The sequence below is a fragment of the Patulibacter ginsengiterrae genome, assembly GCF_056269115.1.
Map to the genome: position 1 here is coordinate 1 of NZ_JBWDOG010000021.1, position 26,015 is coordinate 26,015.

The 26,015-nt window shown below is 73.3% G+C and carries 24 protein-coding genes and 1 pseudogene; 10 read left to right on the forward strand and 15 right to left on the reverse strand.

Annotated features, from left to right (window positions below):
- Positions 1-256: 256 nt before the first annotated feature.
- Together ACVUH9_RS19800 and ACVUH9_RS19805 are read left to right on the forward strand one after the other, a co-directional pair.
- Positions 257-1,201 carry an ABC transporter ATP-binding protein gene (locus ACVUH9_RS19800; protein ID WP_475760095.1) on the forward strand — a complete coding sequence of 315 codons (945 nt, stop codon included), beginning with the start codon at positions 257-259 and terminating at the stop codon, positions 1,199-1,201.
- Positions 1,198-2,067 (forward strand): ABC transporter permease, encoded by an 870-nt coding sequence (locus ACVUH9_RS19805; protein ID WP_475760097.1) that lies wholly within the window; start codon positions 1,198-1,200, stop codon positions 2,065-2,067. Before ACVUH9_RS19800 ends, ACVUH9_RS19805 begins: the two co-directional genes overlap by 4 nt.
- A 331-nt stretch (positions 2,068-2,398) precedes the next feature.
- Here ACVUH9_RS19805 and ACVUH9_RS19810 read toward each other — a convergent pair whose 3' ends face one another.
- From ACVUH9_RS19810 to ACVUH9_RS19860, 11 genes are all read right to left on the reverse strand, one after another.
- Positions 2,399-4,108: a DEAD/DEAH box helicase gene (locus ACVUH9_RS19810; protein WP_475760099.1), complete on the reverse strand. Its 1,710-nt coding sequence runs from the start codon at positions 4,106-4,108 to the stop codon at positions 2,399-2,401.
- Positions 4,109-4,179: 71 nt separating this feature from the next.
- On the reverse strand, positions 4,180-5,310 hold the full coding sequence (locus ACVUH9_RS19815; RefSeq protein WP_475760102.1) for a Gfo/Idh/MocA family protein: 1,131 nt from the start codon (positions 5,308-5,310) through the stop codon (positions 4,180-4,182).
- Positions 5,310-6,041 (reverse strand): creatininase family protein, encoded by a 732-nt coding sequence (locus ACVUH9_RS19820; RefSeq protein WP_475760104.1) that lies wholly within the window; start codon positions 6,039-6,041, stop codon positions 5,310-5,312. The genes ACVUH9_RS19815 and ACVUH9_RS19820 overlap by 1 nt, the downstream gene beginning before the upstream one ends.
- Before the next feature lie 4 nt (positions 6,042-6,045).
- Entirely contained in the window at positions 6,046-6,702 is a 657-nt protein-coding gene (locus ACVUH9_RS19825) for a bifunctional 4-hydroxy-2-oxoglutarate aldolase/2-dehydro-3-deoxy-phosphogluconate aldolase (RefSeq protein ID WP_475760106.1), read from the reverse strand.
- Positions 6,699-7,646: a phosphotriesterase family protein gene (locus ACVUH9_RS19830; RefSeq protein ID WP_475760108.1), complete on the reverse strand. Its 948-nt coding sequence runs from the start codon at positions 7,644-7,646 to the stop codon at positions 6,699-6,701. Before ACVUH9_RS19830 ends, ACVUH9_RS19825 begins: the two co-directional genes overlap by 4 nt.
- A complete protein-coding gene (locus ACVUH9_RS19835; RefSeq protein WP_475760110.1) occupies positions 7,643-9,118 on the reverse strand; it encodes an FGGY family carbohydrate kinase in 1,476 nt (491 codons plus the stop codon). Before ACVUH9_RS19835 ends, ACVUH9_RS19830 begins: the two co-directional genes overlap by 4 nt.
- Entirely contained in the window at positions 9,115-9,951 is an 837-nt protein-coding gene (locus ACVUH9_RS19840; RefSeq protein ID WP_475760113.1) for a GntR family transcriptional regulator, read from the reverse strand. The genes ACVUH9_RS19835 and ACVUH9_RS19840 overlap by 4 nt, the downstream gene beginning before the upstream one ends.
- Positions 9,948-10,934, reverse strand: a complete 987-nt coding sequence (locus tag ACVUH9_RS19845; RefSeq protein ID WP_475760115.1) for an ABC transporter permease — start codon at positions 10,932-10,934, stop codon at positions 9,948-9,950. The genes ACVUH9_RS19840 and ACVUH9_RS19845 overlap by 4 nt, the downstream gene beginning before the upstream one ends.
- On the reverse strand, positions 10,931-11,938 hold the full coding sequence (locus ACVUH9_RS19850; protein WP_475760117.1) for an ABC transporter permease: 1,008 nt from the start codon (positions 11,936-11,938) through the stop codon (positions 10,931-10,933). Before ACVUH9_RS19850 ends, ACVUH9_RS19845 begins: the two co-directional genes overlap by 4 nt.
- Positions 11,935-13,425 carry a sugar ABC transporter ATP-binding protein gene (locus ACVUH9_RS19855; RefSeq protein WP_475760119.1) on the reverse strand — a complete coding sequence of 497 codons (1,491 nt, stop codon included), beginning with the start codon at positions 13,423-13,425 and terminating at the stop codon, positions 11,935-11,937. The genes ACVUH9_RS19850 and ACVUH9_RS19855 overlap by 4 nt, the downstream gene beginning before the upstream one ends.
- A gap of 7 nt (positions 13,426-13,432) precedes the next feature.
- The gene (locus ACVUH9_RS19860; RefSeq protein ID WP_475760121.1) at positions 13,433-14,503 is read right to left on the reverse strand and encodes a substrate-binding domain-containing protein; all 1,071 of its coding nucleotides are present in this window, start codon (positions 14,501-14,503) and stop codon (positions 13,433-13,435) included.
- Positions 14,504-14,762: 259 nt separating this feature from the next.
- On the opposite strand from ACVUH9_RS19860, the gene ACVUH9_RS19865 reads away from it, so the two are divergent.
- The 7 genes and pseudogenes from ACVUH9_RS19865 to ACVUH9_RS19895 all read left to right on the forward strand — a co-directional run bounded on the left by ACVUH9_RS19865 (position 14,763) and on the right by ACVUH9_RS19895 (position 20,300).
- Complete coding sequence (locus ACVUH9_RS19865; protein ID WP_475760122.1) at positions 14,763-15,365, forward strand: DUF4178 domain-containing protein; 603 nt, start codon at positions 14,763-14,765, stop codon at positions 15,363-15,365.
- A 69-nt stretch (positions 15,366-15,434) separates the two neighbouring features.
- A complete protein-coding gene (locus ACVUH9_RS19870) occupies positions 15,435-16,016 on the forward strand; it encodes a DUF2617 family protein (protein ID WP_475760124.1) in 582 nt (193 codons plus the stop codon).
- Positions 16,013-16,450 (forward strand): DUF4247 domain-containing protein, encoded by a 438-nt coding sequence (locus ACVUH9_RS19875; RefSeq protein ID WP_475760126.1) that lies wholly within the window; start codon positions 16,013-16,015, stop codon positions 16,448-16,450. The genes ACVUH9_RS19870 and ACVUH9_RS19875 overlap by 4 nt, the downstream gene beginning before the upstream one ends.
- Positions 16,447-17,238 carry a hypothetical protein gene (locus ACVUH9_RS19880; RefSeq protein ID WP_475760128.1) on the forward strand — a complete coding sequence of 264 codons (792 nt, stop codon included), beginning with the start codon at positions 16,447-16,449 and terminating at the stop codon, positions 17,236-17,238. The genes ACVUH9_RS19875 and ACVUH9_RS19880 overlap by 4 nt, the downstream gene beginning before the upstream one ends.
- 46 nt (positions 17,239-17,284) lie before the next feature.
- The gene (locus ACVUH9_RS19885; protein WP_475760130.1) at positions 17,285-17,719 is read left to right on the forward strand and encodes a DUF350 domain-containing protein; all 435 of its coding nucleotides are present in this window, start codon (positions 17,285-17,287) and stop codon (positions 17,717-17,719) included.
- Between the two features lie 31 nt (positions 17,720-17,750).
- Positions 17,751-19,349 (forward strand): annotated as a pseudogene (locus tag ACVUH9_RS19890) (polyamine aminopropyltransferase); the annotation flags it as partial.
- Between the two features lie 273 nt (positions 19,350-19,622).
- Complete coding sequence (locus ACVUH9_RS19895; protein ID WP_475760132.1) at positions 19,623-20,300, forward strand: hypothetical protein; 678 nt, start codon at positions 19,623-19,625, stop codon at positions 20,298-20,300.
- Positions 20,301-20,320: 20 nt separating this feature from the next.
- On the opposite strand, the gene ACVUH9_RS19900 is transcribed toward ACVUH9_RS19895, so the two are convergent.
- Both ACVUH9_RS19900 and purH read right to left on the reverse strand, forming a co-directional pair.
- Positions 20,321-20,743 carry a RidA family protein gene (locus ACVUH9_RS19900; protein ID WP_475760134.1) on the reverse strand — a complete coding sequence of 141 codons (423 nt, stop codon included), beginning with the start codon at positions 20,741-20,743 and terminating at the stop codon, positions 20,321-20,323.
- A 374-nt stretch (positions 20,744-21,117) separates the two neighbouring features.
- Positions 21,118-22,776 carry a bifunctional phosphoribosylaminoimidazolecarboxamide formyltransferase/IMP cyclohydrolase gene (gene purH / locus ACVUH9_RS19905; RefSeq protein WP_475760136.1) on the reverse strand — a complete coding sequence of 553 codons (1,659 nt, stop codon included), beginning with the start codon at positions 22,774-22,776 and terminating at the stop codon, positions 21,118-21,120.
- A gap of 112 nt (positions 22,777-22,888) precedes the next feature.
- On the opposite strand from purH, the gene ACVUH9_RS19910 reads away from it, so the two are divergent.
- Positions 22,889-23,362: a hypothetical protein gene (locus ACVUH9_RS19910; protein WP_475760138.1), complete on the forward strand. Its 474-nt coding sequence runs from the start codon at positions 22,889-22,891 to the stop codon at positions 23,360-23,362.
- 31 nt (positions 23,363-23,393) lie between these two features.
- On the opposite strand, the gene purN is transcribed toward ACVUH9_RS19910, so the two are convergent.
- Positions 23,394-24,014 carry a phosphoribosylglycinamide formyltransferase gene (gene purN, locus ACVUH9_RS19915; RefSeq protein ID WP_475760140.1) on the reverse strand — a complete coding sequence of 207 codons (621 nt, stop codon included), beginning with the start codon at positions 24,012-24,014 and terminating at the stop codon, positions 23,394-23,396.
- A complete protein-coding gene (locus ACVUH9_RS19920) occupies positions 24,007-25,935 on the reverse strand; it encodes a RecQ family ATP-dependent DNA helicase (RefSeq protein ID WP_475760142.1) in 1,929 nt (642 codons plus the stop codon). Before ACVUH9_RS19920 ends, purN begins: the two co-directional genes overlap by 8 nt.
- Positions 25,936-26,015: the final 80 nt, after the last annotated feature.

The following is a 26,015-nucleotide window of genomic DNA, read 5'->3' on the forward strand; positions in this document are numbered from 1 at the left end:
GCCTTCAACGCCCGCTTCGACCTGACGATCCTCGACCGTGAGGCGCGCCGGCACGGCGTCGTGCCGCTGATCGACCGGATCGGCGGCTCCGCCCCGGCCTCCTCACCCGCCCCGGGCCCTCTCCGCCCTCCCCTTCCGGTGACGGGCGCTGACGCGGTCCCCTCGGGCCGACGTACGCCTGGCGTCACCCCACCGCCGTCGCCTCCGGTCGCCCGCCGCGGCTCCCCGTCGTCCCCAGCCACTACGGTGGGGACCGATGCCCCCCATCACCGCTCCGTCGTCCGACGCCGCCCCGGCCAACGCGCCGCCCGGCACGCCCGCGATCGAGGTCCGCGACCTGCAGATGGCCTACGGCTCGCACGCCGTCCTGCGCGGCGTCGACCTGGCCATCCCCCACGGCGAGATCTTCGCCCTGCTCGGCCCCAACGGCGCCGGCAAGACGACGATGGTCGAGATCCTCGAGGGCTTCCGCGAGCCGATCGGCGGCAGCGCCCGCGTCCTCGGCGAGGACCCCGCCAAGGCCGGCGCCGCCTGGCGGACCCGCGTCGGGCTCGTGCTCCAGGCCTGGACCGACCACGCCAGCTGGCGGGTCGGCGACCTGGTCGGCCACGTCGGCCGCCACTACCCGAACCCCCGACCGGTCGACGAGGTCCTGCGGCTCGTCCAACTCGAGGCGGAGACGGAGAAGAACGTCGGCTCGCTCTCCGGCGGCCAGCGGCGGCGGCTCGACGTCGCGCTCGGGATCATCGGCCGACCCGAGGTGCTGTTCCTCGACGAGCCGACGACCGGCTTCGACCCCGAGGTCCGGCGCGGCTTCTGGACGCTGGTCCAGAGCCTCGCCGCCGACGGCACCACGATCCTGCTGACCACGCACTACCTCGACGAGGCGGAGTTCCTGGCCGCCCGGATCGGGATCCTGCTCGGGGGTCGGCTCCAGGCGCTCGGCACCCCCGACGAGCTGGCCGCCCAGGCCCGCACCGAGGCGGAGGTCCGCTGGACCGAGGACGGCCAGCCGCGGGTCGAGCGGACCGACGACCCGTCGCGGCTCGTCTTCGACCTCCACCAGCGGGCGACCGCGCCGATCCCCGGGCTCGAGGTGATCCGGCCGACGCTCGAGGACACCTACCTCCAGATGGTCGCCGAGCACCAGCGCGAGAGCGACGGGTCAGCGGAGACCGGCCGCGAGGAGCTGGCCGCATGAGCAGCGAGACCCGCAGCGTGCTGCCGTCGGTCGTGTCCGTCGGCCTCGACCGCGCCCGGATCGAGTGGGCCGGCCTCTGGCGCGCCAAGGGCCAGCTGTTCGCCCAGGTCGCGCTCTGGCCGATCATCATCGTCGCGATCGCCAGCGGTGGCGGCGACGACATCGCCGGCACCGACGTCAGCCAGTCGACCTTCCTGATCCCCGGGTTCCTCGGCGTGATCGTCGTCCAGTTCGGCTTCATGCGGTTCGCCCAGGCGATCGCCGTCGACCGTCAGGACGGCAGTCTGCTGCGGGCCCGATCGCTCCCCCGCGGGATCCCGACCTACCTGATCGGCCGAACCGCGGTCACGTTGCTGCTGACGGTGATCACCGTCGCGCTGGTGCTGATCGCCAGCGCCGCGTTCGTCGGGCTCGACCTGCCGTCGACGCCCGCGCGCTGGTTCACGATGGTCTGGGTCACGCTGCTCGGCCTGGTCGCGACCGGGATGGTCGGGGTCGCGGTCGGCGCGCTGCTGCCCAACGGGCGCGAGGCGATCGGGTTCATCTCGATCCCCTACATCGCCCTGATCTTCGTCTCGGGCGTCTACGCGCCGCTGTCGAAGTCGCCGGAGATCGTCCAGGTCATCGGCAGCCTCTTCCCGATGCGCTGGATCGCCCAGGGACTGCGCTCGTCGCTGCTGCCCGACAGCGCCCAGACCGCCGAGCTCGGGGGCAGCTGGGCGCTCGGCGAGGTCTTCCTCGTGCTCGGGGCGTGGAGCGTGCTCGGCGGGATCCTCGCCGTCTGGCTGATGACCCGGGCGGCGCGGCGCGAGTCGGGATCGACCCTTGAGCAGCGGCGGCTGAAGGAGGCCGGCAAGCTGCGCTGAGGACGACCGGGACGGGGTGGCGCGGCGCGTTCGACGCGCCGCGTTCCCCCGCCGGGCAGGGAGGACCCGTCGAGTCCGGGGCGGGCCTCAGCCCCCGAAGGTCATCACCACGACGGCGACGGCGTAGGGCAGGACCGCGCAGAGGGCCATTCGGGTACGCATGCTCCGAGCTTAGGGCCCCTCTCGCTTTCGCGCGGTCCGTGGCGGCCGGCGACGAGTCAGATCTCGTCTCGCGCACCCTCAGTCAGGTCTCGACCTGACTCTCGGGTGTCCGAGACGACCTCCTCGGGTCGCCACCCGCCACGACTCCACGGGAAGACGAGAGGGACCCTTACGCCTTCCCCATCAGGGCGCGCTCGATCAGGTCGACCGATTGCTCGAGCTGCTCGAGGCTCGCGTCCTCGACCTTGGAGACCCCGACCTGCTTGTTGACCCAGGCGTTGATCTCGCGCTGGGTCGCGCGGCGGGCGCGGCCGAGCTCGCTGACCAGCCGGTGGCGGGTCTCGCGCAGCCGCTGGCGCTGCTGCCAGAGCGGGACCTCGACCGAGGCGACCGGCGGGCCACCGGACGGGCCGACCGCTGGCCTCCCGGGCAGCGACGCCATCGGCGACGGGGCCCCGCCGCCGATCGGCTGCATCGCCCGTTCCGCGGTCCTCAGCGGCGTCGCTCCGCCGAACAGGTCGAGCTGAGCGGCCGGCGCCATGTCGGCGTTGAGCGCCTTGAACTCCGGCGCGAGGCCCATCTCGTCCTCGGCCTTCGCCGCGGGCTCGTCGAGCATCGCCTCCATCGCGTCGGGGTCGGCGTCCTCCTTGCGGCGGAGGAACGGGACCAGCTCGCGGTCGATCTCGGCCGCGTGGGCCCGCAGCGTCGGCTCGGCCGGCATGTACAGCCACGAGCTCTCGATCGGCCGTCCCGGCATCGTCCGCACGAAGCGTCCGACGATCTGGCGGAAGATCATCGCCGTCTTCGCCGCCGTCGCGTAGACGCCGACCCGCAGCCGCGGGATGTCGACGCCCTCGCTGACCATGTTGACCGCGACGATCCACGGTTCGCTGCTGTGGGTGAACGCCTCGAGCTTCTGGTGGGCCTGGGGATCGGTGTGCATCACCACCACCGGCGGCGTGCCGGTGATCCGGTGCAGCGAGGCCGCGACGGCCCGGGCGTGGACGCCGTCGGAGGCGACGACCAGGCCGCCGGCCTCGGCGTGCGACGTCTCCCGCAGGCCGAGCAGGCGGCGGTGGGCGTCGCGCAGGATCTTCGGCAGCGCGCCCTCGAGCTCGGCCGAGATCGCGGTCCGGTAGCGGCGGGCGCGCTGGTCGCTGGAGACGGCGTCGGCGAACGAGGCCTCGACGGTCTCGTCACCGGACTGCCACGACATCGACCCGTCGAACGGGATGAAGGTGACCGGCCGGCAGACCCCGTCGCGAACCGCGTCGGCGTAGCCGTAGGAGTAGTCGGGCTGGGTGACCCCGTCGCTGTCGTACTGGACGCCCGGGATCGCGCTCGCGTCGGAGCGGAACGGCGTCCCCGAGAGCAACAGCCAGCGCTTCGCCCGGCCGAACGCCTGCGAGAAGCCCTTGCCCCACGCCAGCTCGTCGCCGAGGTGGTGGGCCTCGTCGGCGAGCACGATCGTGCTCTCGGTGCACTGGCCGGCCCAGCGCTCGGCGGACTGCGCCACGCGGGCGTAGGTCACGGCCACGCCGTGGAAGCCGGCCGGCGGGGTCAGCTCGGTCGCGTCGGGGGCGAGGTGGACGCCGAGGCGGCCGGCCGCCTCGGCCCACTGACGGGTCAGCGGGGCGGTCGGGCAGATCAGGGCGATCCGGTCCGCCTCACGCGCGTAGAGCAGCCGGACGGCCTGCTCGAGGGCCGGGCGGGTCTTGCCCGCGCCGGGCGCAGCGGCGACCAGGAAGGCACCCTGCTGCCACGCCGTCATGGCTTCGAGCACCTCGTGCTGCCACTGACGAAGACCGGGGGGAACGGGAAGAGACGCAGACAAAAGCGACGACCAATCTTGGCCCACCGAGCAGACGGACGGGGCCACGGTCAGGACCTCCCCGCAAGCGCCGGGTTTCGGCGCCCGCGGGTGGCCCGCCGGGCCCCGCCGACGTCTCCTCAGCCGCCGACGCCCACCGCCGGCCGGGCCGCCGCCCGGTATGCGGCGTCCAGCACCCGGACCACGTCGTGGGCCAGCCGGAGGCTCTCCTGCGCGGGCTCCGCTCCGGTCCGCAGGCGGTCGAGGATCTCCGTCATCTCGTTCTCGTAGGCCGCATCGACGGTCAGCGTCGGCTCGCCCTGCGGATGCGGCCATTGCTGGACGATCCGCCCGACCTCGAAGCCCCCACCAGCGGTGCGGACGTCGAGCTCGACCCGGCCGGGGAGCGGGAACAGCGACAGCGTGCCGCTGGTGCCGACGAAGTCCAGCCGCCACAGCTCGACCCAGTCGCCGGCCTCCCAGGCGGTCACGTCCATCGTCACGAGCTTGTCCGGGTAGCCGAGGATCACCGCGGCGACGTCCTCGAACATCAGCCCGCCGACCCGGGTCACGTCGCCGGGCGCGGGCGGGTCGAAGAGGTCGCGCTTGACGACGTCGGAGGCGACCTCCGTCCCGCCCTCCAGCCGTGCGACCGCCCCGAGCACCGTCTCCGGCGTCCCACAGGCGTCGAGCAGCAGCTCCAGCAGGTGGCAGCCCTCGGTGTAGAGGACCCCGCCGAGGTCGCCGGGAACGCTCTGCCAGAGCTCGTCGCCGCAGCCGTTGGGGCAGCCGCCGTGGGCGCGGACGGCGGTCACGTGCCCGAGCACCCCGGTCGCCAGCAGCTCGCGGGTCCGGATCACCGCCGGGGCGTGGTGCAGCTCGTAGCCGACGGTGACGTCGACCGGCAACGCCGAGAGCCCAGCCACCAGCGCGTCCATCTGCTCCAGGTCCGGGGCACCGGGCTTCTCCAGCAGCAGCGCCCGGACCCGCGGCGCGGCCTCCAGCGCGACGCCGGGGACCTCGGTGTCGAGGCCCTCGACCACGGCCAGGTCGAGATCGAGCTCGAGCGCCTCCGCGACCGAGGCGAACCGCCGCAGGCCGGTCGCGGCGGCGAACCGCTCCGCGAGCGCGGCGTCGGGCTCGTGGAAGCCGACGACCTCGACGTCCGGCTGCGCGCGCAGCAGCTGGAGCCGGACGAAGACGTGCGGGTGCCGGATGCCCAGCAGGGCGGCGCGGATCGGGGCTCCCGCGGGAGCCGGGGCGCCGGACATCAGCCGCGGGCCTGGCGGGCGTGGCCGATCAGCGCGACGATCGACGCGACCGCGGCGTCGATGATCGCCTCGCCCTTGGCGGCGGTCGCCAGCTGCGGGTCGCCGAGCACCGGGCTGTCGGAGATCTCGGTCCACGGCGTCGGGGTGACGTCGAAGGTCGGGGTCGGGACCGGGTGGTTCGGCCGCGCGTGCTCCATCCGCACCTGCTCGGGCGCCAGGTGCAGCATCAGCGAGGTCTCCATCTCGCAGGCGTGGAAGTAGGTGCCGTGCCAGCGGGGCGCCTCCAGGACCTCGGCGGTGACCTCCGCGGTGCCCGGGTAGGTCAGCGTCAGGACGGTCATCTCGTGCTCGTCGTAGAGCCGGCGGGCGGCGAGCTTCATCGCGTCGAGGTTGCCCATGTGGCCGTTGATCAGGGCCAGCACCTCGATCCCCTGGCGGCGGAGGCTGACGCCGAGGTCGACCAGCATCCCGGTCAGGGTCTCGACCGAGAGGCTGAGGGTGCCGGGGTAGCCGGCCGTCGACCAGGCCTGGCCGTAGGCGATCGGGGGCAGCAGCAGCGCCCCGTCGATCCGCGCCTCGACCGCCTCCGCGACGCCCAGCGCGAGGTCGTTGTCGGTCCCCAGCGGCAGGTGGTCGCCGTGGTTCTCGATCGCCCCGAGCGGCAGCAGGGCGACCGGCCGCCCCGCGAACGCGGCGACGGCCTCGGCGGAGGTCAGGCGGTCGAAGCGCATGCGCTCAGTCTCGCGCCCGGTAGGCGCGCAGGGCCGCGGTGAACCGCTCGGCTCGCTCCTGGACGTCCTCGTAGCGCCCCGCGGCCAGGGCCGGCCCCGGGCAGAGCTCGCCGCCGGCGCCGACCGCGAACGCGCCGGCCGCCAGCCACTGGTCGAGGTTGTCCGCCGAGACCCCGCCGGTCGGCATGTAGGTCAGGTCCGGCAGCGGAGCCCGCAGCGCCTTCAGGTGCGACGGGCCGCCGAGCGAGCCCGGGAAGAGCTTCACGACGTCGACGCCGAGCCGGCGCGCACGCATCACCTCGGTCGGGGTGACCGCACCGGCCATCGTGACCGCGCCGGTCGCCTGCATCGCCGCGATCAGCTCGTCGTCGAGCCCCGGGGAGACGAGGAACCCGGCTCCGGCCGCGAACGCCTCCTCGGCCTGGTGCGGATCGAGCAGGGTGCCGGCGCCGAGCAGCACGTCGTCGCCGTGGCGCTCGCGGATCGCCCGCAGCACGCCGGGGACGTCGGGGGTCGTGTAGGTGACCTCGATCGCGCGGACGCCGCCGGCCAGCAGCGCTGCGGCGGCGCCGAGCGCGGCCTCGGTCGAGGGCGCGCGGAGGGTGGCGATCACGAAGGCGTCGCCGAGCTGGTCCAGCAGGGTGGTGGTCGTGGTGCTCATGCGGGGGCTCCGAAGCTGAAGTGACGGCGGGGGTTCTCGACCATCGCCTGGTGGACGATCGCGTCGGCCTCGTCGGGCGTCCGGCCGCGCTCGACCAGCCGCTCGCGCAGGCGCGGCAGCCAGTCGGTGAGGATCCAGGGGATCCCGGGACCGCGCTCGTAGGAGCGCATGTCGCTCTGGCGGGCGAGGTCGCCGCCGACCAGCAGCTGGTCGAGGAAGCCGCCGTCGACGAGGTCGACGAACATGTCGATCCGGCCGCTCTCGGGGCCGTACTTGACCTTCGAGAGCTGGTCGACGAGGACCATCGCGCCGCTCTCGGCGACCTTCCGGTGCAGCCACGGATCGAGGTTGCGGCTGAGGTGGGCGATCGTCACCCGGCGCGGGTCGACGCCCTCCTCACGCACGATCTCGAGCTGCTCCAGCGCCATCGTGCCGGCCTCGGTGTGCGAATGCAGCGGGGCGCCGGTCAGCAGGTGCGCGCGGCAGGCGGCGCGGATCACGCGCTCCTCGGCCTCCGAGATCTGGTTGTAGCCGGTCCCGAACTTGATCACGCCGGCGCGGACGCCGGTCTCGCCGATTCCCTCGGTGATCTCGCGGACCATCACCTCCTGGTACTGCTCGGTCGTCCAGCCGGCGGTCGGCTCGTGGAACCAGAGGCCCTTGTTGAAGCCGCCGCAGGCGATGATCTTGACGCCGGTCCGCTCCGAGATCAGCCGCAGCGCCGACGCGTCGCGGCCGTAGTCCCAGGCGCTGGCCTCGAACATCGCCGCGCCGCCGGCGTCGCGGAAGAGCTCGGTGTCGGCGATCGCCTTGTCGACGTCGAGCACGACGAGATCCGGATCCTTCGCCGCCATCCACGCGGGCGGGCTGGCGACGAGGTGCTCGTGGGAGAGGGTCGAGCCCAGCTCCTCCGGGGCGATGTCACCCGTGACGGTACGGATCATGCGGGGGGATCTCCTGCGCTGTTGCGTTGGTGGAAGTCGAGGGCCAGCGCGCGCGCCTCGGCGTAGCGGGCGGCGCGTTGGCGCCAGGCGGCCCGGTGCTCGGGGCGCGGCGTGCGGCGGCGCTGGACCCGGGCGACGGTCGTGGGATCGAGCTCGAGGCCGGCGGCCGGGGCGGCCAGCAGGGCGGCGCCGACGGCCGAGACGTCGGTCTGCTTGAGGACCTCGACCGGGCGCTCGAGCACGTCGGCGAGGATCTGGAGCCAGGCGTCGACGTGGGTCCCGCCGCCGGTCGTCCGGATCGGCCGGTCGCGGTCGCCGCCGAGCGTCTCGAGCACGTCGGCGACCTCGAAGGCGATCGCCTCGAACAGCGCCACGGCGATCTCGGGCGCACCGGTGTGGGGCGTCAGGCCGAGCAGCGTGCCGCGCATCTCTGGGATGAAGTCCGGCGTTCCGGTGCCGGCGAGCTGGGGCACGAAGACCAGCGGGTCGGCGGGATCGGGGACGACCTCGCTCGGGAAGTCGATCCGGCCGCCGGCCAGCGACCGCAGCCAGTTCAGGGCCAGGCCGCCGGTCAGCAGCGAGGCCAGCGCGTAGCCGCCGGCCGCCCCCGGGAACGGGTGGTAGGTGAGCTGGCCGCGCCAGGCGGGATCGGGCGGCTCGCTGCCGAGCGCGGCGATCACGGTCACCGAGGTGCCAAGCGAGATGCAGACCGCCCCCGCCGCGGTCGTGGCGGCACCGATCGCGGCCGTCGCCATGTCACCACCGCCGGCGACGACGGGGATCCCGGCCGGCAGCCCGGTCGCGGCGGCCGCGGCGGCGGTCACCTGGCCGGCGACCTCGGCGGCGTCGAGCAGCGGCGGGAAGATCCGGCCGGGCAGCCCGGCGCGCTCGATCAGGTCGAAGCGCCACGCGCGGGTGGCGACGTCGAGGAAGCAGCAGTTGGCGGCGTCGGTCGGCTCGGTCGCGACGACGTCGGTCAGGCGCAGGCGGACGTGGTCCTTGGCGCTGAGCCAGGCGGCCGCCCGGTCCAGCAGCTCCGGCTCGGCGTCGCGCAGCCAGAGCAGGCTCGAGACCGACATCGCCGTGGTCAGGGCGTTGCCGCCGGCCTGCTCGATCGCGGCCCGCAGCTCGGGACCGAGCCCCGTGATCTGAGCGGCCCCGCGGGGGTCGGCCAGCAGCGGCGCCGGGCGCAGCGTCCGGCCCGCGTCGTCGACCAGCACGACCGCGCTCATGTTGCCCGAGAGGCCAACCGCGACGACCGTCGCGAGGTCGGAGTCGAGCGCGGCGATCGCCGCGCGGGTCGCCGTCCACCAGCCGTCGGCGTCGGCCTCGACCACGCCCGCGGTCGGGTGCAGGGCGTGCTCGGCGCGGGCGACCTCGACGACCTCGCCGTCGGCGCTCAGCAGCAGCGCCTTGACGCTCGACGTCCCGATGTCGACGCCGAGCAGCAGCGGCCGGCTCACCGCGCTCACCGCTGGTTGTCCGCGAGCGCGGGGACGGGGTGCGGCGTGCCGTCCCCGTTCGCGGGGAGCACGGTGATCTTGACCCGGTAGGCGTCGGCGCGGACGAAGCTCTCGACGAACTCGGCGGCCTGCCCGTCGGCCACGAAGGCCGTCCGGCGGACCACCAGCACCGCGGACCCGAGCGGCACGCCGAGCGTCGCCGCGAGGTCGCGGTCGGCGGTCCCGGCGGTGTACTCCTCGTCCGCCCAGCTCGGCCGGCCGGCGTCGCCGTAGCGGGTCGCGAGGTACTGGTAGAGCGAGGCCGAGGCGATCTCGTCGCCGTCGAGCTCGTCGTAGACCGCGACCGGCAGCCACGAGCTGAGGTGGACGACCGGGCGCTCGTCGGCCAGGATCGTGCGCTCCAGCGCCCAGACCGGAGCGCCCTCGGGCACGCCGAGCGCGGTCGCGACCGTCGCGGTCGCCGCGACCCGGTCGCAGCGGCGGACCAGCTCGCGGGTCTCGTGGCCCGCGCGTCGCAGGTCCTCGGTGAAGCTCGGCAGCCGCCCCGACTGGAGGTCGCGGGTGAAGCTGCCCGGCTTCGGGCTGGCCTTGAAGGTGCCCCGGCCCTGGACCCGGACGACCAGCTCCTGGTGCTCGAGCTCGCGGAGGGCCTGCACGGCGGTGCCCCGGCTGACCCCGACGGCGCGCGCGATCTCCGCCTCCGACGGCAGCCGGGTACCGGTCGCCTCGGCCTCGAGCAGCCCGATCAGCTGCTCGACGATCTGGCGGTAGATCGGTACGCCGGTGCTCGTGTCGATCGGCGCCAGCCGCGATGCGGACAGGCTGTTCTCGGAACTGCTCATGTGTCCTCCCGGCCCCCGGTCCCGCGAATCAGCCTGCGTGTGACGAGCATCATGACGATCAGGATCAGTCCCTGGGCGATGTACTGGGCGGCCGAGGGAACGTTCAGTGTCTCGAGGATCGTGTTGAGGAACACGAGCACCAGGACCCCGGCGAACGGTCCGGCGAGGCCGCCGATCCCGCCGACGAAGGCAACCCCGCCGATCACCGCTGCGGCGACCGTCATCAGCGTGTAGCTGTCGGCGGCGTTGACCGAGGCGGTCCCGGAGTAGGCGGTCAGCTGCATCCCGGCGACCGCGGCGCAGAGGCCGGCGATCACGTAGGCGCCGATCACCTTGCGGTCGGTCGCGATCCCCGAGAGCCAGGCGGCCCGCGGGTTGGCGCCAGTCGCGTAGAGGCCCTTGCCCCAGGTGGTCCGGTAGAGGACGAAGGCGACGATCGCCCAGAGCGCGAGCCAGACCAGCAGCGAGACGGGGATCCCGAGCAGGCGGTCATCGGCGATCGAGCGGAAGGCCGGGGCCACGTTGCCCTTCGGCTGGCCCTCCGTCCAGACGTAGTAGATGCCCTGGACGATCGTGCCGACCGCGAGCGTCGCCAGCAGCGGCGCGATCCGCAGCTTGCTGACCAGCAGGCCGTTGACCATCCCGACCGCGCCGCCGGCGGCCAGGGTCAGCAGCACCGCGAGCGCGATGTTGCCGTTGCTGCCGTCCATCACGACCGCGGAGACGATGCTGGCCAGGTTCATGACCGGGCCGATCGAGAGATCGAGCCCGCCCGCGAGCATCACGACGGCCTGGCCGACGACGGCCATCCCGAGCTGGGCGTCCTGCCCGATGATGTCGAGGATCCGGCTCGGCGCGAAGCCGTTCTTGGTCGTCAGCCCGAGGGCGATCACGAACGCCAGCGCGAGCCCGTACGAGACGAGCAGGCCGCGGTGACGGGAGAGCGACTGGAGCCGCCCGGCGGGTGCCGGTTCGGTGCTCATGCCGTCGCCTCCTCGTCGTCGCCGTTGCGGCGTCCGAGCAGGCGGATCCCGGCGATCTTGAGCTCGCCGCCCGCGGCGTTGTAGAGCGCGAGCGCGACGATCAGGATCAGCCCCTTGGTGATGTACTGGTAGTAGGAGAAGACGCCGGCGAGGTTCAGCAGGTTGTCGACCAGCGCCAGCAGCAGCACGCCCGGGATCACCCCGAGGATCGCGCCGCGACCGCCGGTGACGGCGATCCCGGCCAGCAGCACCGCCGTGATCGAGTCGAGCGCGAACGCGTCGCCGATCAGCGGGTCGCCGGAGAAGACGCGGCCGACGAGCGCGAGCCCGCCGAGCGCGGCGCAGAGACCGCTGAGGGCGTAGGCCGCGATCAGCACGCGGTTGCTGCGGAGGGCGGCGCGGCGGGCGCCGGAGGCGCTGTGGCCGACGGCGTAGAGCGACTGCCCGAAGCGGGTCTCGCTCGTCCCGAGCCAGATCACCACGACGACCAGCAGCGCGAAGACGAAGACCATCGGGATCGAGCCGAACGACCAGGTCAGCTGCTCGAGCAGGCCGGTCGGGACGGCCCCGCCCGGCGAGTCCATGATCAGCAGCGCGCCGCCCTTGACGATCCCCATCGAGGCCAGCGTCATCACCAGCGGGTTGATCCCGGCGACGACCCCGATCCCGTTGGCGGTGCCGATCGCCAGGCCGGCGACGAGCACCAGCACGACGTTGAAGGTCCCGGATCCGTCGATCCCGATCGTGGAGGCGGCGAGCACCGTCGCCAGGCTCACGACCGAGCCGACCGAGAGGTCGATCCCGCCGGTCAGGATCACGATTCCCTGCCCGGCCGCGACCAGCAGCAGTGGGGCCATCCCCAGCAGCAGCGAGCTGACGTTGGTGCCGGAGCGGAACGGGACCGAGATCGCGTAGGCGACGACGACCGCGACGATCGTGATGATCCAGATCGGGATCGTCGGCCGGAGGTTGGAGCGGGTGGTCGCCCCGAGCACGGCGCTCATGCGGCCTTCCGCCCGGTCGCCAGCGCCATGATCCGCTCTTCGGTCGCCTCGGCGCCGTCGACGACGCCGGTGATCCGTCCCTCGTACATGACGTGGATCTCGTCGGCGAGCCCGAGCAGCTCGAGCATGTCGGTCGACACGAGCAGCACTCCCATTCCGTTCTCGGTCAGCTCGCGGAGGAGCCGGTAGATCTCGGCCCGGGCCCCGACGTCGACGCCGCGCGTCGGGTCGTCGAGGACCAGGACCCGGAGGTCGCCGACGAGCAGCCAGCGCCCGAAGAGGACCTTCTGCTGGTTGCCGCCGGACAGGTCGGAGACCCGCTGGAAGGTCGAGCTGTAGCGCAGCTGGAGCCGCTCGATCACCGGGTCGATCGCCCGCGACTCGCGCGACGGGCTGACGATCCCGTGCGGGTGCAGCCGCCGTTGGGCGGCCGTCGCGAGGTTGTCGCGGATCGACAGCGGCAGGAACAGCCCCGCCTCGCGCCGGTTCGGCGGGACGTAGGCGATCCCGGAGCGGAGCGCCGCGCGCGGGTTGCGCAGGCGGGTCGGCCGGCCGTCGACCTTCAGCTGGCCGGCGTCCGGGGTGCGGACGCCGACGGCGAGCTCGGCGACGGTGTGCTGCCCGTGGCCCTCAAGCCCGGAGATGCCGACGATCCGTCCCGGTCCGACCGCGAGCGAGATCTCGTGGACGCCGTGACCGCTGACCGCGTCGAGCTCGAGCAGGACGTCGGCGCCGTCGGGCGCCGGGGCCGCGCGCGGCGGGTAGAGCTGCTCGATCTCGCGACCGACCATCGTCCGGATCAGCCGGTCCTCGTCCCACTCGGCGACGGGCGCGGCGTCGACCAGCGCGCCGGTCCGCATCACCGCGATCAGGTCGGAGAACTGGAAGACCTCGTCGAGCCGGTGGGAGACGAAGATCACGGCGGTACCCTCGGCCGTGAGCCGCTGGACCGCCTGGTGCAGGAGCCGGACCTCGCCCTGCTCCAGCGACGAGGTCGGCTCGTCGAGGATCAGCAGCTTGGGGGTCGTCGCGATCGCCTTGGCGACCTCGACCAGCTGACGTTCGGCCGCACCGAGCGAGGCCACGGGCCGGTCGGGCTCGATCTCGAACCCGACCCGCTCGAGCGCGTCGAGCGCCCGGGCGCGGACCGCGCGGTGGTCGGTCAGGCCGATCCGGTTGCGCGGAGCGCGGCCGAGGGAGATGTTCTCGCCGACCGTGAGGTTCGGGAAGAGGCTCAGCTCCTGGTGGACGATCGCGACCCCGGCACCGCGGCTGTCCGCCGGGGTGCCGCGGAGGACGTGACCGTCGACCGAGAGCTCGCCCTCGTCGGGCACGACCTCGCCGGCGACCATCGCCATGAACGACGACTTGCCGGCCCCGTTCTCCCCCATCAGCGCCAGGACCTGGCCGGCGGGGATCTCGAGCGAGACCCCCGCGACGGCCTGGGTGGCGCCGAACCGCTTCGAGACGTCGGTGCAGCGGAACATCAGGTCGCTACTTCGCGAACAGCGACTTGGTCTGGGCGTCGCTGAGGCGCGTGTTGACCCAGAACGAGTCCGGCAGGTCGGGCCGGGCGAACTTCTCCAGCGTCTCGTCGGTGATCACCGGCGGCGTGAGGATGTTGTCCTTCTCGAACTTCTCGCCCTTGAGCGCGGCCAGCGTCGTCTTCAGCGCGTCGTCGGCCAGCCAGGTCGGGTTGGTGACGCCGATCGAGTCGAACGCGCCCTTGCCGCGAAGGTCGAGCCACTCCTTCATCAGGCCGTTGTTGTTCTCGCCGACCATCGGGACGAGCGGCTTGCGGGCGGCCTGGAAGGCCTGGATCGCGCCGAGGGTCATGGCGCCGCCCTGCGACCAGACGCCGTCGACGTCGGGGTGCGAGGAGAGCATGTTCGACACGGCCCGCTTGGCCTGCGCCTCGTCCCAGCTGGCGTGGCTGTCGGCGACGATCTCGATCCCCGGGTACTTCTTGAAGACGTCCTTCGCCCCGCCGAACCGCAGCGAGTCGGTCGAGAGCCCGGCGATCCCGTTGAGCGCGTAGATCTTGCCCTTGCCGTCGAGCGCCTTGGCGAGCCACTCGGCGCCGACCGCGCCGAACTTCTTCTGGTCGACGGTGACCAGCGACGTGTACTCCTTGGTGTCGGCCTCGGCCGAGAGCAGGATCACGGGGATGCCGGCGGCGCGCGCCTGCTTGATGACCGGGACCGTCGCCGAGGGCGAGATCGGGGTCATGATGATCGCGTCGACCTTGCGCGAGATCATCGACTGGACGTTCGAGATCTGCTTCTGGACCTGGTTGTCCGACTGCGTGTAGACGACCTTGGAGATGTCGGCCTTGTTGCGCTCGGCGCTGGCCTTGAACTCCTGGTAGAGCTGGACCGACCAGCTGTTGCCCAGCCAGTAGACGTCGTAGCCGATCGTGAACGGTCCGCTCTTGCCCTCGGGCGCGGCGTCGTTGGAGGTGTTCGACACGGAGGAGCTGCCGCAGGCGGCGAGCGCCACGACGGCGGTCAGCGTGAGCGCGGCCGCCAGCAGGCGTCGAAGGACCCGGTTGAAGTGGGAAGTCATCGTCGTTCTCGGTTTGGGTTCACCGGCGCAGGCCGCCGATCGATCGCCATCCTGACACAAGACCAGTCGACTAGTCAACCTGTCGACCGTACAGGGAATCAGCCATTCGTCTGTGCCGTCGCTCCGCGCGAGCTCCGAGTTCCGTCCCGGCCACGCCGGATCGCCCGTCATACACAGCACGAACGACCGTTTGTCGGGTGTTTCTCGCTCGCGCGGTAGCCGACGCGAGCGTGACGTGCTCCCGCTAGGGTGCCCGCCCATGGTCATCGCACTCGTGATCCTGGCCCTCGTGGCCCTCGGCCTCGCAATCGGGCTCTGGGCCCGCAGCCGCGAACAACAACCAGCCCCGCTCAGCGCCCCGGTCGACCCGCTCGCGGACGGCCCCGGCGGCCCGCTGGACGGCCTCGGGCTCGGCGCCGTCGTCGCTTTCGGCGGCCACGACTACGTGGTCCGCGGCCAGATCCGCTTCGACGAGGAGGGCTACGTCTGGTCGGAGTACCACCTCGACGCCGGTGGCGACGAGCGCACCTGGCTCTCGGTCGACCTCTCCGACGGCACAGACGTGGCGTTCTGGCGGCCCGCCGAGGGCGCCGGCGAGTTGGAGCCCTCCGGGCCCGTCACCCACGCCGGCCGGACCTACGCGAAGGTCGAGTCGGGCAAGGCCCGCTTCGTCTCGACCGGCACCACCGGCGTCCCCGCCGGCGGGGACGCCTGGTACGTCGACTACCAGGCCGAGGGCGGCAAGCGGCTCGGCTTCGAGCGCTGGTCCGAGCACGGTTCGTGGGAGGTCTCGACCGGCGAGGTCGTCGCCGCCCACCTGCTCGAGGTCTACCCGGCGGGGCGGACCGGAGCGGACGCGTGACCGCCCCGACCCGCCCGGTCGGCGGGCGACCAGCCCCGCGCCACGCGCCCGTCCGCCGAGACGCCTGACGTGCTGCTCCAGCTCGACGTCCCGTTCCGGGACGCGGCCTCGACCGACCTCGCCTGGTCGTTGCTGCCGGGCGCGGCCGCGCCCGCGGCGCTGGCCACGCTCGCCGTCACGACCGGGGCCGTCGCCCTGCGCCTGCACGTGCTCGGCGCCTCGCACGCGGTCGAGGTGCGGACCGGTGACCGACGCCTGACCGAGGTCGTCGCCTGCGACGCCCCCGACGGTCGCTCGCTGCCCAGCGCCCCGGCGGTCGTCGATCACGACGGCCTCCGCTACCGCTTCCAGGCCGAGGTCCAGGAACGCGGCACCGCGGGCGTGGTCGCGCTCGGCGAGCTGCTGCGGGCCACCTGGGACCGGCGACCGGATGCCCTGCTCGCCGCGTTTCCCGGGGCCCCGGGCGCGCTGACCGCGGTCTACCTGGCCCACCCCGACGACGCGCCGAACGACACCGCCGGCTGGGAGACCTGGCACCTCTACCCCGAGCGCGGCGAGGCCGTCCGGACCCGCAGCTCCGTCTCCGTCGCGGCCGCGGCTCCGGCGGCGCCGGTCGACGCCCGGCCCCGACGACGGGAGCTGGTGCGATGAGCTTCGAGAACAAGGTCACCGCCGCGATGGCGGCCGCGGTGCTCGTCGCCGTCGTCGCCGTGCTCGTGATCGTGACGACCTTCTCGTCCTGCGGGTCGTCGGTCGACGGCTACGTCGACGACCACTACACGCGCGCCGGCGAGCGCGACGGGGCCAGGCACTACACGAGCGGGGACCGGATCGAGAAGGTCGTCGCCGACATCACCGACGCCTGGAAGCCCGCCGACCGGCTGACCGATCCGGGTGGGGTCTTCCTGCGCTACGCCGACAGCCTCGTCGCGGTCCGTCCGGGCTCCTACGGCGGCAGCGAGATCGACGTCGACGATCCGGAGCGCGCCTACGCGCACTGGTATCCGTACGTCGGCGGCTGGTTCGGCAACTACTCCGGCGCCGCCGAGGGCTTCCGCGGCGGCGGACCGGGGAGCGGCAAGTGAGCGCCCAGGCCCAGGGGCGTCGCGGCCCGCTGCTGACCCTGTTGCTGGTCGTCGCCTTCCTGCTCGCGGCCCCGCTCGGCGCGCGCGCCCAGGACTCGACGGACGCCAACGGGGCCTCCACGGAGCCTGTCATCACCGCCGCCGACACCAACGACGGGGTGCTGCTCGAGGCCGCCGACCGCGTCGAGCTGGCCTCGGTGCTCGCCGAAGCGACCGACGAGAACGACGTCTGCTTCGGCTACTACGCCACCCTGGACACCCCCGATGGAAGCTACGAGGACAGCGTCTCGAACGCCGGACCCGACGTGCGGGCGGAGGACGCCATCTGCCCGAACGGGGCGATCGAGCTGCAGGTCGACCTGACCTACACCTGCAACTCGTGCGAGTCCGAGGACTCGGCCTCGTGGGAGGTCACCTCGACCGTGCCCGGCCTCACCACCGACGTCATCGAGCACCGGCTCGACCTGATCGCGCCGCTCGCCAAGGCCCCGCCGCTCAACCTCGTCGGTCGTCCGAGCGGGGGCGGCCTGCTGCTCACCGACGACGGCGACCGGGCGCTGCGCGACGCGACCGCGGCGCTGCCGCTGACGCTCGACGCCCCGGTCGCGGCCAACCTCCCGGCGAAGCAGGCCGCCGCCAGCGGTGACCACCTGACCGGCGACCCCGGAACCGACTGGCTGCGGGGCAAGGTCGCCAAGCTGGTCGCCGCGCTGCTCGCGCTGCTGATCGCGCTCGGGACGATCTCCTTCCTCTGGCCAGTGCGGCCGCAGTGGCCCTCGCGCCGATGAGCGTCCCGCACCGCTTCCTGCCCTCCACGACCCCACCCACCGCCTGATGACCGACACGCTCAACGACCTCCTCAACGGCCTCGCCTCCGCCACGGCCTACTCCGTCGTCGGCCTGCTGGTCCTGGTGGCCGGCTTCGTCACCGTCGACCTCGCCACCCCGGGCAACCTGCGCCGACAGATCTGGGAGGACCGCAACCGCGATCTGACCGTGGTCCTCGCCTCGGGCCTGATCGCCAACGCCGTGACGATCGTCGTCGCAATCTGGTCGTCCCACGACGATCTCGGCAAGGGCCTGCTCGACGCGGCCGGCTACGGCCTGCTCGGCGTGCTCCTGATCGGGCTCGTGTTCCGGGTCGTCGACCGGCTGACGCCGGGCGACCTCGGCGCGATCGTCGCCGACGACGAGCACCACCCCGCCGTCTGGATCACCGTCGTCACGCACCTGGCGGTCGGCGCGATCGTCGCCGCCTCGATCTCGTGAGGGCCGGCGGGAATCGACGCGCGGCCACACCCCGATGAGGCGCGGATCCCGCGCGCTGCTGCTCGGCGCTGCCGGGGCCTGCGCCGCCTGCGCCCTGATCTACGAGCTGGCGCTGGTCGCCCTCGGCGGCGTCCTCGTCGGCTCGTCGGTGACCCAGACCTCACTGGTGGTCTCGCTCTTCGTGTTCGCGCTCGGGCTCGGCGCGCTGGCCGCCAAGCCGTTGCTGTCGCGGCCGCTCGGCTCGTTCGTGGTGATCGAGACCGGGGTCGCCGTGGCGGGTGGCTTTTCGGTCCTCGTCTGCTTCGCCGTCTTCGCCTACGCCGGCTTCTACACGCCCGCGGTCGTCGTGATGTCGCTGGTCTGCGGGGCCCTGGTCGGGGCCGAGCTGCCGCTGCTGATGGAGCTGCTGCAGCGGGTCCGCCGGCAGGACCCGGCGCGAGCCGTCGCCGACCTGACCGCGGCCGACTACATCGGCGCGCTGGTCGGCGGACTCGCGTTCCCGTTCCTTCTACTGCCGCTGCTCGGCCAACTGCGCGGGGCGTTGGCCGCCGGCCTGCTGAACCTGGTCTGTGCCGCGGTGATCGTGCTGATCGTGTTCCGCGGCGATCTCTCGCGAGGGGCCCGGGCCGGCGCGGTCGCGGTGCTGCTGCTCGGGGCGGTCACGGTCGCGGCGGGCCTCGGCTACGCCGGGCGGTTCGAGGTCTCGGCCCGGCAGCAGCTGTTCGACGACCCGATCGTGGTCAGCGAGCGCACGCCGTACCAGGAGATCGAGATCACCGAGAGCGCGACCTTCTCGGGCACCAAGGACGTGCGGCTGTTCCTCAACGGCGACCTCCAGCTGTCGAGTCGCGACGAGTACCGCTACCACGAGGCGCTGGTCCACCCGGCGATGAGCACCGCCGCCGCCACGGCCGGGCCTGGCCCAGCGGCCCGCGGGCCGCGACGGGTGCTGGTGCTCGGGGGCGGCGACGGGATGGCGGTGCGGGAGATCCTCCGGCATCCGAGCGTCGAGCAGGTCCGGCTGGTCGACCTCGACCCCGCGATGACCCGGCTGGCGCGCGAGGACCAGCGGCTGCGGCGGTTGAACCGCAGTGCGCTCGACGACCCGCGGGTGACCGTCACCAACACCGACGCGTTCACCTGGATCCGCAAGCTGCGCGGCACCGATGCCCGCAGCTGGGACGTGATCGTGCTCGACTTCCCCGACCCCGACGACCAGGGCCTCGCGCGGCTGTACAGCGCCGAGCTCTACGGGATGGTGCGCACCCGAGCGCTGGCCCCGGGCGGAGCGATCGTCGTGCAGTCGGGCTCGCCGTACTTCGCCCCCGACGCGTTCTGGTCGGTCGGCCGGACGCTCAAGCTGGCCGGCTGGCGCGGACGCCCTTACCACGTCGACGTGCCGACCTTCGGCGACTGGGGCTTCTGGCTCGCCGCCCCGTCCGACGTGCGCCGCGACCCGCCGCCGCTGACCCTCGCCGGTGCCCCGGACGGGCTCCGGTTCCTGAGCCCGGAGGTGCTGCGCGCGGCGGCGACGTTCGCCCCCGACCGCGGGCCGCGGGACGTCCGTCCCACGACCCTCGACCGGCCCGCGATCCTCGACTACACGCGCAAGGGCTGGGCCGCCTACTAGCCGCGCCTCGGTCCAGCGGGCCCGCGCAGCCGGTCACGAGCGGCAGCAGCCGGCCGCTCTCCGGGTCGACCAGCTCGGCGAGGCCTGGGCGTAGACGACGACGTGGACCCCGTCGCCGATCCCGAGCGCCCCCGCCGCCGCCCGCGGAGTGGCGTTCTGCGGAGATCACACGGCGCGATCTCCACTTCCTTATTTCTGATCAGAATTTATACATGCCGCCTTCTCGACCGCGGGGATCGGGTCGGAGCACCGTCCTGGCCTATGCTCGAGGTGATGCTGCTCGCGATCCTCCTGGGCCTGCTCGCGATCGTGGCGGTGGCCGTGTTCGTGGTCGCGCTGCGCGCCTCCCGACGCTCCGGGGAGCCGGGGCCCGGGGCGACCCCGGCCGTCGCTGCCGCCGGATCCACCAGCCCGCGTCCGCCGCGGGTCAACCGCGCGCTCGAGCGGCTGGCGATCGGCGCCGAGGTCACCTACGACGGACAGCCGTGGTTCGTGCGGGGCACCCAGCGGGTGACGCCGGCCGACGGCCCCGCCTGGACCGTCTGGCACCTCGACGACAAGGGCCAGTCCGGCTGGATGGCGACGACCGACGGCGACCTCGAGCAGATCGTGATCGGCGTCCGCGCCGAGCACCCCGAGACGGTCGACCCGCTCGCCGAGCGCGTGCACTGGCGGAACCTCGACTGGCTGCCGCTGGAGCCGCCGGTCGTCGCTCCGGCGGTCGCGACCGGCCAGCGCCAGGGCGCAGCCCACGACCCGATCGAGGAGATCGCGGCCGGCGCGCTCGAGTACGTGGCCTTCGGGCGCGAGGCGCTGCCGCGGCGGCGCCTGATCTGCGAGCGGACCGTCGGCCCGGACGGTGCCGGCCCCTGGAACGTCTGGATCGGCGACCGCGCGCCGGCCTCGCTGATCGACGTGCCCGCGCTGGGCACGGTGCCGCCGGCCTCCTGAGGTCAGCGGCGCGCCGAGCTTCAGCCCGCGAAGACGTCCCCCGCCCCGACGATCGCCTCGGCCTCGATCTCGACCAGCAGCCGCGGATCGATCAGCGCCGCGACGCCGAGGATCGAGCTGGCCGGGCGGACCTCCCGCAGCAGCTCGCCGTGGGCGGCGAGCACGGCGTCGCCGTTGACGGCCACGTCGACCACGAACATCCGCGTGCGGACGACGTCAGCAGGCCGGGCCCCGGCCTGCTCCAGCGCCTGGGCGATCGTCTCCAGCGCCAGCTTCGCCTGCTCCCCGGCGTCCTCGGGGATTGGCGCGTCGTCGCCGCGCGCGGCGGTCGTGCCCGAGACCAGCACCCGATCGCCAACCCGAACTGCCCGCGAGTAGCCGACCTCGGTCTCCCACGGACCACCCGAATGGAAGCGCTGGACCCGGTCCTGATCGCGACTCATGCCCCAGAGACTAGGCGGGGTGGGGCAACGGCGATGAGCGGCGGCGACGCGAGATGACGCCACCCGGCCACGCGACGCGAGATGCCGCCGTTCCTGCTGCCGGCCGAGAACTCCCAGCCCCGACCGGTCGAGCTTGCGCCTGCCGCGGCAAGGCCGGCCGAATCGTGAGACGGAGCGTGGGTCCGAGAGCTGGGCGCCAGCCCTGCCGAGGTCCACGCGGGCCAGATACCTCAGACAGGACCGCGGCGGTTGCGTCTGAGGTGGTCGTGGACCAAGCAGGTCGGGGCGGGTGGTGCGAGAGCTGGCCGCCAGGCCTGCCGAGTGCCAACCGGCCCGAGATGCGAAGCGTCCACGGCCGCCTCAGACGTAACCGCCTAGTGGCGGAAGTGGCGCCGCCCCGTAAAGACCATCGTCGCCCCGACCGCGTCGACCGCGGCCACGACCTCTTCGTCGCGAACCGAGCCACCCGGCTGGATCACGGCGCGGATGCCGGCGTCGAGGCCGACCTCGACGCCGTCGGCGAAGGGGAAGAAGGCGTCGGACGCCATCGCCGCGCCGGTCAGGTCGAGACCGTGCTCGCCGGCCTTGTCGATCGCGATCCGGGCGGAGTCGACGCGGCTCATCTGGCCGGCGCCGATCCCGACCGTCGCGCCGTCCTTGGCGTAGACGATCGCGTTCGACTTGACGTGCCGCATCACGCGCCAGGCGAAGAGCATGTCGCGCCACTGGTCCTCGCTCGGCTGGGCGGCCGAGGCGACCTTCATCGTCTCGCGGTCGACGACGACCTCGTCGGCGTCCTGGACGAGCACGCCACCGGCGACGGGCCGCACGTCGAGGTGCTCGAGGCCCTTGAGCGACGCGTCGTCGCCGCGCAGCAGCCGGACGTTCGGCTTGCGGGTCAGGATCTCGAGCGCGTCGTCGTCGAAGGCCGGGGCGAACAGGACCTCGACGAAGAGGCCGGCGAGCGCCTCGGCCGCGGCCTTGTCGACCGGACGGGTCAGCGAGACGATCCCGCCGAAGGCCGAGACCGGGTCGCAGGCCAGCGCCCGCTCGAACGCCTGCAGGCTCGACGTGCCGATCGCGGCGCCGCAGGGGTTGTTGTGCTTGACGATCACGCAGGCCGGCTCGTCGAACTCGCGCGCGATCGCCCGCGACGCCTCGAGGTCGAGCAGGTTGTTGAAGGACAGCTCCTTGCCGTGCAGCTGCTCGACGCCGCCGAGCAGGTGCGCGCCGCCGGGCGAGCCGGCACGCCGGTAGTAGGCGCCGCGCTGGTGCGGGTTCTCGCCGTAGCGGAGCGTGCGGTCCTTGACGTAGCCGCGCGAGAACTGCGGCGGGAACGGCACGCGACCGCCGGCGGCGGGGCGCCCGGCGGGGTGGCCGAGCGGCAGCTGGCTGCCGTTGAACTCGTCCTGGTCCTGGAGGAAGCCGCTGATCGCCGCGTCGTAGCGGGCGGTCGTGGCGTAGGCCTGGAGCGCGAGGTTGCGGCGGGTGACGAGCCCGAGCGAGCCGTCGCCGGACTCGCGCAGCTCCTCGATCACGGCGGGGTACTGCGCCGGGTCGGTGAGGATCGAGGCGTAGGCGTGGTTCTTGGCCGCCGCGCGGATCAGCGAGGGGCCGCCGATGTCGATGTTCTCGATCGCCTCGGCGTTGGTCACGCCGTCACGGGCGATCGTCGCCTCGAACGGGTAGAGGTTGACGACGACGAGGTCGATCCAGTCGATCTCGTGCTCGCGCGCGGCCTCGGCGTGGGCGTCGATCTGACGCACGCCGAGGATCCCGGCGAAGAGCCGTGGGTGCAGGGTCTTGACCCGGCCGTCCATCATCTCCGGGAAGCCGGTGACGTCGTCGACGGCGACGACGGGCAGGCCCGCGTCGGCGATCGCCTTGGCGGTGCCCCCGGTCGAGACGAGCTGGGTGCCCTGGTCGTGCAGCGCACGCGCCAGCTCCACCAGCCCCGTCTTGTCGGACACCGAGAGCAGAGCTCGGCGAACGGGGACGCGGTCGGGCGGGGTGACGTCGAGAGGATCCAGCATAGGCGCGCGTTCGAGGATACGGGCCGCCGGGGATCCACAGTCGCGAGCCGCCCGCCGGTGCGGTCACCGGACCGCTACGCCGGACGCTCGGACATGCGAAAGGATCTGGAGCATGAAGCTCCGCCCGCTCACCGTTCCCCTGCTCGCCGTCGCCGCGCTCGGACTCAGCGCGTGCGGCAGCGACGGCGAGACCAAGGACGTCACCGACAAGGTCGAGCAGCAGGGCAAGGACCTGCAGGACCGCGCCAAGCAGGTCGAGGAGCAGGTGCAGGGGGCCGGCAAGGCGCTCCAGGACCGCACCTCAGGCGCCCGCGACAGCGCGCAGGCGGCCAGCAAGGACCTCCAGAACCGGGCCAAGGACGTCCAGACCAAGGTCCAGGAGCTGAACGAGAAGGTCCGCAGCGGGGAGATCAGCGCCGCCGACAGCAAGAAGAAGGTCGACGAGCTGACCAGGGGGCTCCGCGAGGACACCCAGAAGCGGGCTTCGGAGGTGCTCGACCGGCTCGAGAAGAGCAGCAACCTGCCGGCCGAGGCGAGGAAGCAGCTGGACGCGGCCCGCAAGAAGATCGAGGAGCTGCAGAAGTAGGCCGCAGCGGCGGGCGGCACCCGCCGCGTCGCTAGCCGTCCAGCGTGCCGCGTGCCGCCCGGCGCACGGCCTCCGGCAGCAGCCGGTGCTCGATCGGACGCAGCGCGTGGTGGACCGCGTCCGCGTCCGGCTCGCCCTCGAGGCGGATCGCGTCCTGGAGCAGGATCCGGCCGGTGTCGACGCCCTCGTCGACGAGGTGGACGGTGACGCCGAAGACCCGCACCCCGTGCTCGACCGCCTGCTCGATCGCGCGGATCCCCGGGAAGGCCGGCAGCAACGACGGGTGGACGTTGACGATCCGGTCGGGGAAGGCGCGGATGAAGACCGGGGTCAGGATCGCCATGTAGCCGGCGAGCACGACCAGATCGACCCGCTGCGCGTCGAGCCAGGCGGCGATCGCCGCGTCGCGGTCCTCGCGGGCGTCGTAGTCCGACCGCGGGAAGACGCGACGGCCGATCCCGGCTTCGTCGGCCCGCTCGAGGGCGCGGGCCCCGGGCTTGTCGGAGGCCACGGCGACGATCGCGACGGGACGCTCCCCGGCCACCGTCTCCGCGGCGGGGCCGGCGAAGGCGTCGAGCAGCGCCTGGAGGTTGGTGCCCTCCCCCGAGGCGAGCACGCCGACGCGGAAGGGTTCGCTCGCTCGGTCAGCCATCGCCGGCCGAGGATACGGACCCGGACAGGCTCGCCTGGTCGTCGACGACCTCGAGCACCGGGTAGTGACCGCCGGTCGCGGCGATCAACCCCGATTCGAGCAGCTCGTCGACGCGGGCCAGCACGTCGGCGGCCCGCAGGTCGGCGTGCCGCCCGTAGACGGGCAGGCCGTCGTAGCCGTTGGCCAGCAGCTTCTGGGAACGCCCCCCGCGGACGATCTCGACGACCCGGGTCCGGCCGACCGCCGGATCGGCGTCGCGGACCGCCTCGACGATCGAGGCGTCGACCGCTTCCCGCAGCTCGCCCTCGATCGGGCGGCCCCCGCTCAGCCGTGCCGCGGCCGCCTTCGCCTCCGCCGACTGGCGGCGCCCTCCCGCCCGTGCCGACGCGGCCGTCTCGGCGTCGGGCAGCAGCAGCGGCACGCAGGCGTCGCAACAAGCCACCGTCGGTGCTCCGCCGGTCTCCGTGGCCGGGTCCCCGAAGTGCCGGAGGACCGCCTCCCGCCGGCAGGTCTCGCTCTCCACGAACTTCCAGAGCGCGTGGTACTGCGTCCAGCGCTTCTGCTGCGCCTCGCGGGCGAGCTCCTGGATCTCGTTTCGGACCCGGTCGTCGTAGGGGCCGAGCAGCCGTCCCTTGACGCGGTCGGGCGGGCCCGGAGCCGGTTGGACCATCCCCGCCTGCGTCAGGTGCCCGAAGACGGCGCGGGCGGACTCGGCGTCGCCCGCCCCGCCGCCCAGCTCGCTCACGGCGAGGTCGAAGCGGTTCTCGACCGACCCGCGCTGGATCGCCCCGGCGATCCGGTCGAGGGTCGGCTCGTCGACCTCGGCTCGCTCGATGAAGTAGCGGTGGAGGCCCTTGTCGCGTCCGTCGGCGAGCAGGATCGCACGGCCCGGCTCGCCGTCGCGGCCGGCGCGGCCCGCCTCCTGGTACCAGGCCTCGATCGAGGGCGGCGCACTGTCGTGGACGACGGTCCGCACGTCTGCCTTGTCGACCCCCATGCCGAAGGCGTTGGTCGCGCAGACGAGCGGGACCTCGCCGCTCATGAAGCGCTGCTGGGCCGCGTCGCGGGTCCGCCGGTCGAGCCCGGCGTGGTAGGAGACGGCCTCGACGCCGAGCGCCGCGCCGAGATCGGAGGCGAGCCGGTCGGCGTTGTCGCGGGTGCCGGCGTAGACGATCGCCGGCAGCGCGTCGGGCTCGCGGAGCGCCGCCAGCAGCCGACCCCGACGCTCGACCTGGCCGGCGCAGCGGCGGACGACGAACGACAGCGCCGGCCGGTCGAAGCCGGTCCGCACGTGGACGGGATCGCGGAGGTGCAGCCGGCGCTCGATGTCGAGCGCGACCTGGGGCGTCGCCGTCGCGGTCGCCGCCAGGATCGACTGGACGCCGAGCCAGCGCGCGGCGTCGGCGAGCCGGAAGTAGTCGGGGCGGAAGTCGTGCCCCCACTGGCTGACGCAGTGCGCCTCGTCGACCACGAACAGGCCGACGCGGGCGTGCCGGATCCGCTCGAGGAAGGCGGCCGACCCGAACCGCTCCGGCGCGACGTAGAGCAGCCGCACGTCGCCCGCGACGGCGCGGGCGAGGGTCGCCATGTTCTCCGCCGGGTCCTGCTGGCCGGAGAGCAGCGCGGCCGGCGGCCCGCCGCGGGCGACGTCGCTGCGGGCGACCCGGGCGTTGAGCTGGTCGACCTGGTCGCGCATCAGCGAGACCAGCGGGGAGACGACCAGGGTCAGGTCGTCGCGGCAGAGCGCCGGCAGCTGGTAGGTGAGCGACTTGCCGGCACCCGTTGGCATCACGACCAGCGCGTCGCGCCCCTCGAACGCCGCACGCGCGGCGTCCTCCTGGCCGGGCCGGAAGGCGGGATGGCCGAAGATCCCCTGCAGCTTCTCGCGCAGCAGGTCAGGGGAAGCATGCTCGGCCGACATCGACCCTCCACGGTAGTGACGCCCCGAGACGAGAGCGCTGCGAGGGGCCTCTTGGCACGAACTCGGTGCGGCGTCGCCGC

Coding starts and splice junctions, on each gene's coding strand:
- ACVUH9_RS19825 (WP_475760106.1), bottom strand. CDS start 6,702: ATGAGCACCACGACCACCACCCTGCTGGACCAGCTCGGCGACGCCTTC.
- ACVUH9_RS19885 (WP_475760130.1), top strand. CDS start 17,285: ATGACCGACACGCTCAACGACCTCCTCAACGGCCTCGCCTCCGCCACG.
- purH (WP_475760136.1), bottom strand. CDS start 22,776: ATGCTGGATCCTCTCGACGTCACCCCGCCCGACCGCGTCCCCGTTCGC.
- ACVUH9_RS19815 (WP_475760102.1), bottom strand. CDS start 5,310: ATGTCCGGCGCCCCGGCTCCCGCGGGAGCCCCGATCCGCGCCGCCCTG.
- ACVUH9_RS19900 (WP_475760134.1), bottom strand. CDS start 20,743: ATGAGTCGCGATCAGGACCGGGTCCAGCGCTTCCATTCGGGTGGTCCG.
- purN (WP_475760140.1), bottom strand. CDS start 24,014: ATGGCTGACCGAGCGAGCGAACCCTTCCGCGTCGGCGTGCTCGCCTCG.
- ACVUH9_RS19875 (WP_475760126.1), top strand. CDS start 16,013: ATGAGCTTCGAGAACAAGGTCACCGCCGCGATGGCGGCCGCGGTGCTC.
- ACVUH9_RS19895 (WP_475760132.1), top strand. CDS start 19,623: ATGCTGCTCGCGATCCTCCTGGGCCTGCTCGCGATCGTGGCGGTGGCC.
- ACVUH9_RS19830 (WP_475760108.1), bottom strand. CDS start 7,646: ATGATCCGTACCGTCACGGGTGACATCGCCCCGGAGGAGCTGGGCTCG.
- ACVUH9_RS19845 (WP_475760115.1), bottom strand. CDS start 10,934: ATGAGCACCGAACCGGCACCCGCCGGGCGGCTCCAGTCGCTCTCCCGT.
- ACVUH9_RS19855 (WP_475760119.1), bottom strand. CDS start 13,425: ATGTTCCGCTGCACCGACGTCTCGAAGCGGTTCGGCGCCACCCAGGCC.
- ACVUH9_RS19840 (WP_475760113.1), bottom strand. CDS start 9,951: ATGAGCAGTTCCGAGAACAGCCTGTCCGCATCGCGGCTGGCGCCGATC.
- ACVUH9_RS19800 (WP_475760095.1), top strand. CDS start 257: ATGCCCCCCATCACCGCTCCGTCGTCCGACGCCGCCCCGGCCAACGCG.
- ACVUH9_RS19805 (WP_475760097.1), top strand. CDS start 1,198: ATGAGCAGCGAGACCCGCAGCGTGCTGCCGTCGGTCGTGTCCGTCGGC.
- ACVUH9_RS19920 (WP_475760142.1), bottom strand. CDS start 25,935: ATGTCGGCCGAGCATGCTTCCCCTGACCTGCTGCGCGAGAAGCTGCAG.
- ACVUH9_RS19865 (WP_475760122.1), top strand. CDS start 14,763: ATGGTCATCGCACTCGTGATCCTGGCCCTCGTGGCCCTCGGCCTCGCA.
- ACVUH9_RS19860 (WP_475760121.1), bottom strand. CDS start 14,503: ATGACTTCCCACTTCAACCGGGTCCTTCGACGCCTGCTGGCGGCCGCG.
- ACVUH9_RS19820 (WP_475760104.1), bottom strand. CDS start 6,041: ATGCGCTTCGACCGCCTGACCTCCGCCGAGGCCGTCGCCGCGTTCGCG.
- ACVUH9_RS19910 (WP_475760138.1), top strand. CDS start 22,889: ATGAAGCTCCGCCCGCTCACCGTTCCCCTGCTCGCCGTCGCCGCGCTC.
- ACVUH9_RS19850 (WP_475760117.1), bottom strand. CDS start 11,938: ATGAGCGCCGTGCTCGGGGCGACCACCCGCTCCAACCTCCGGCCGACG.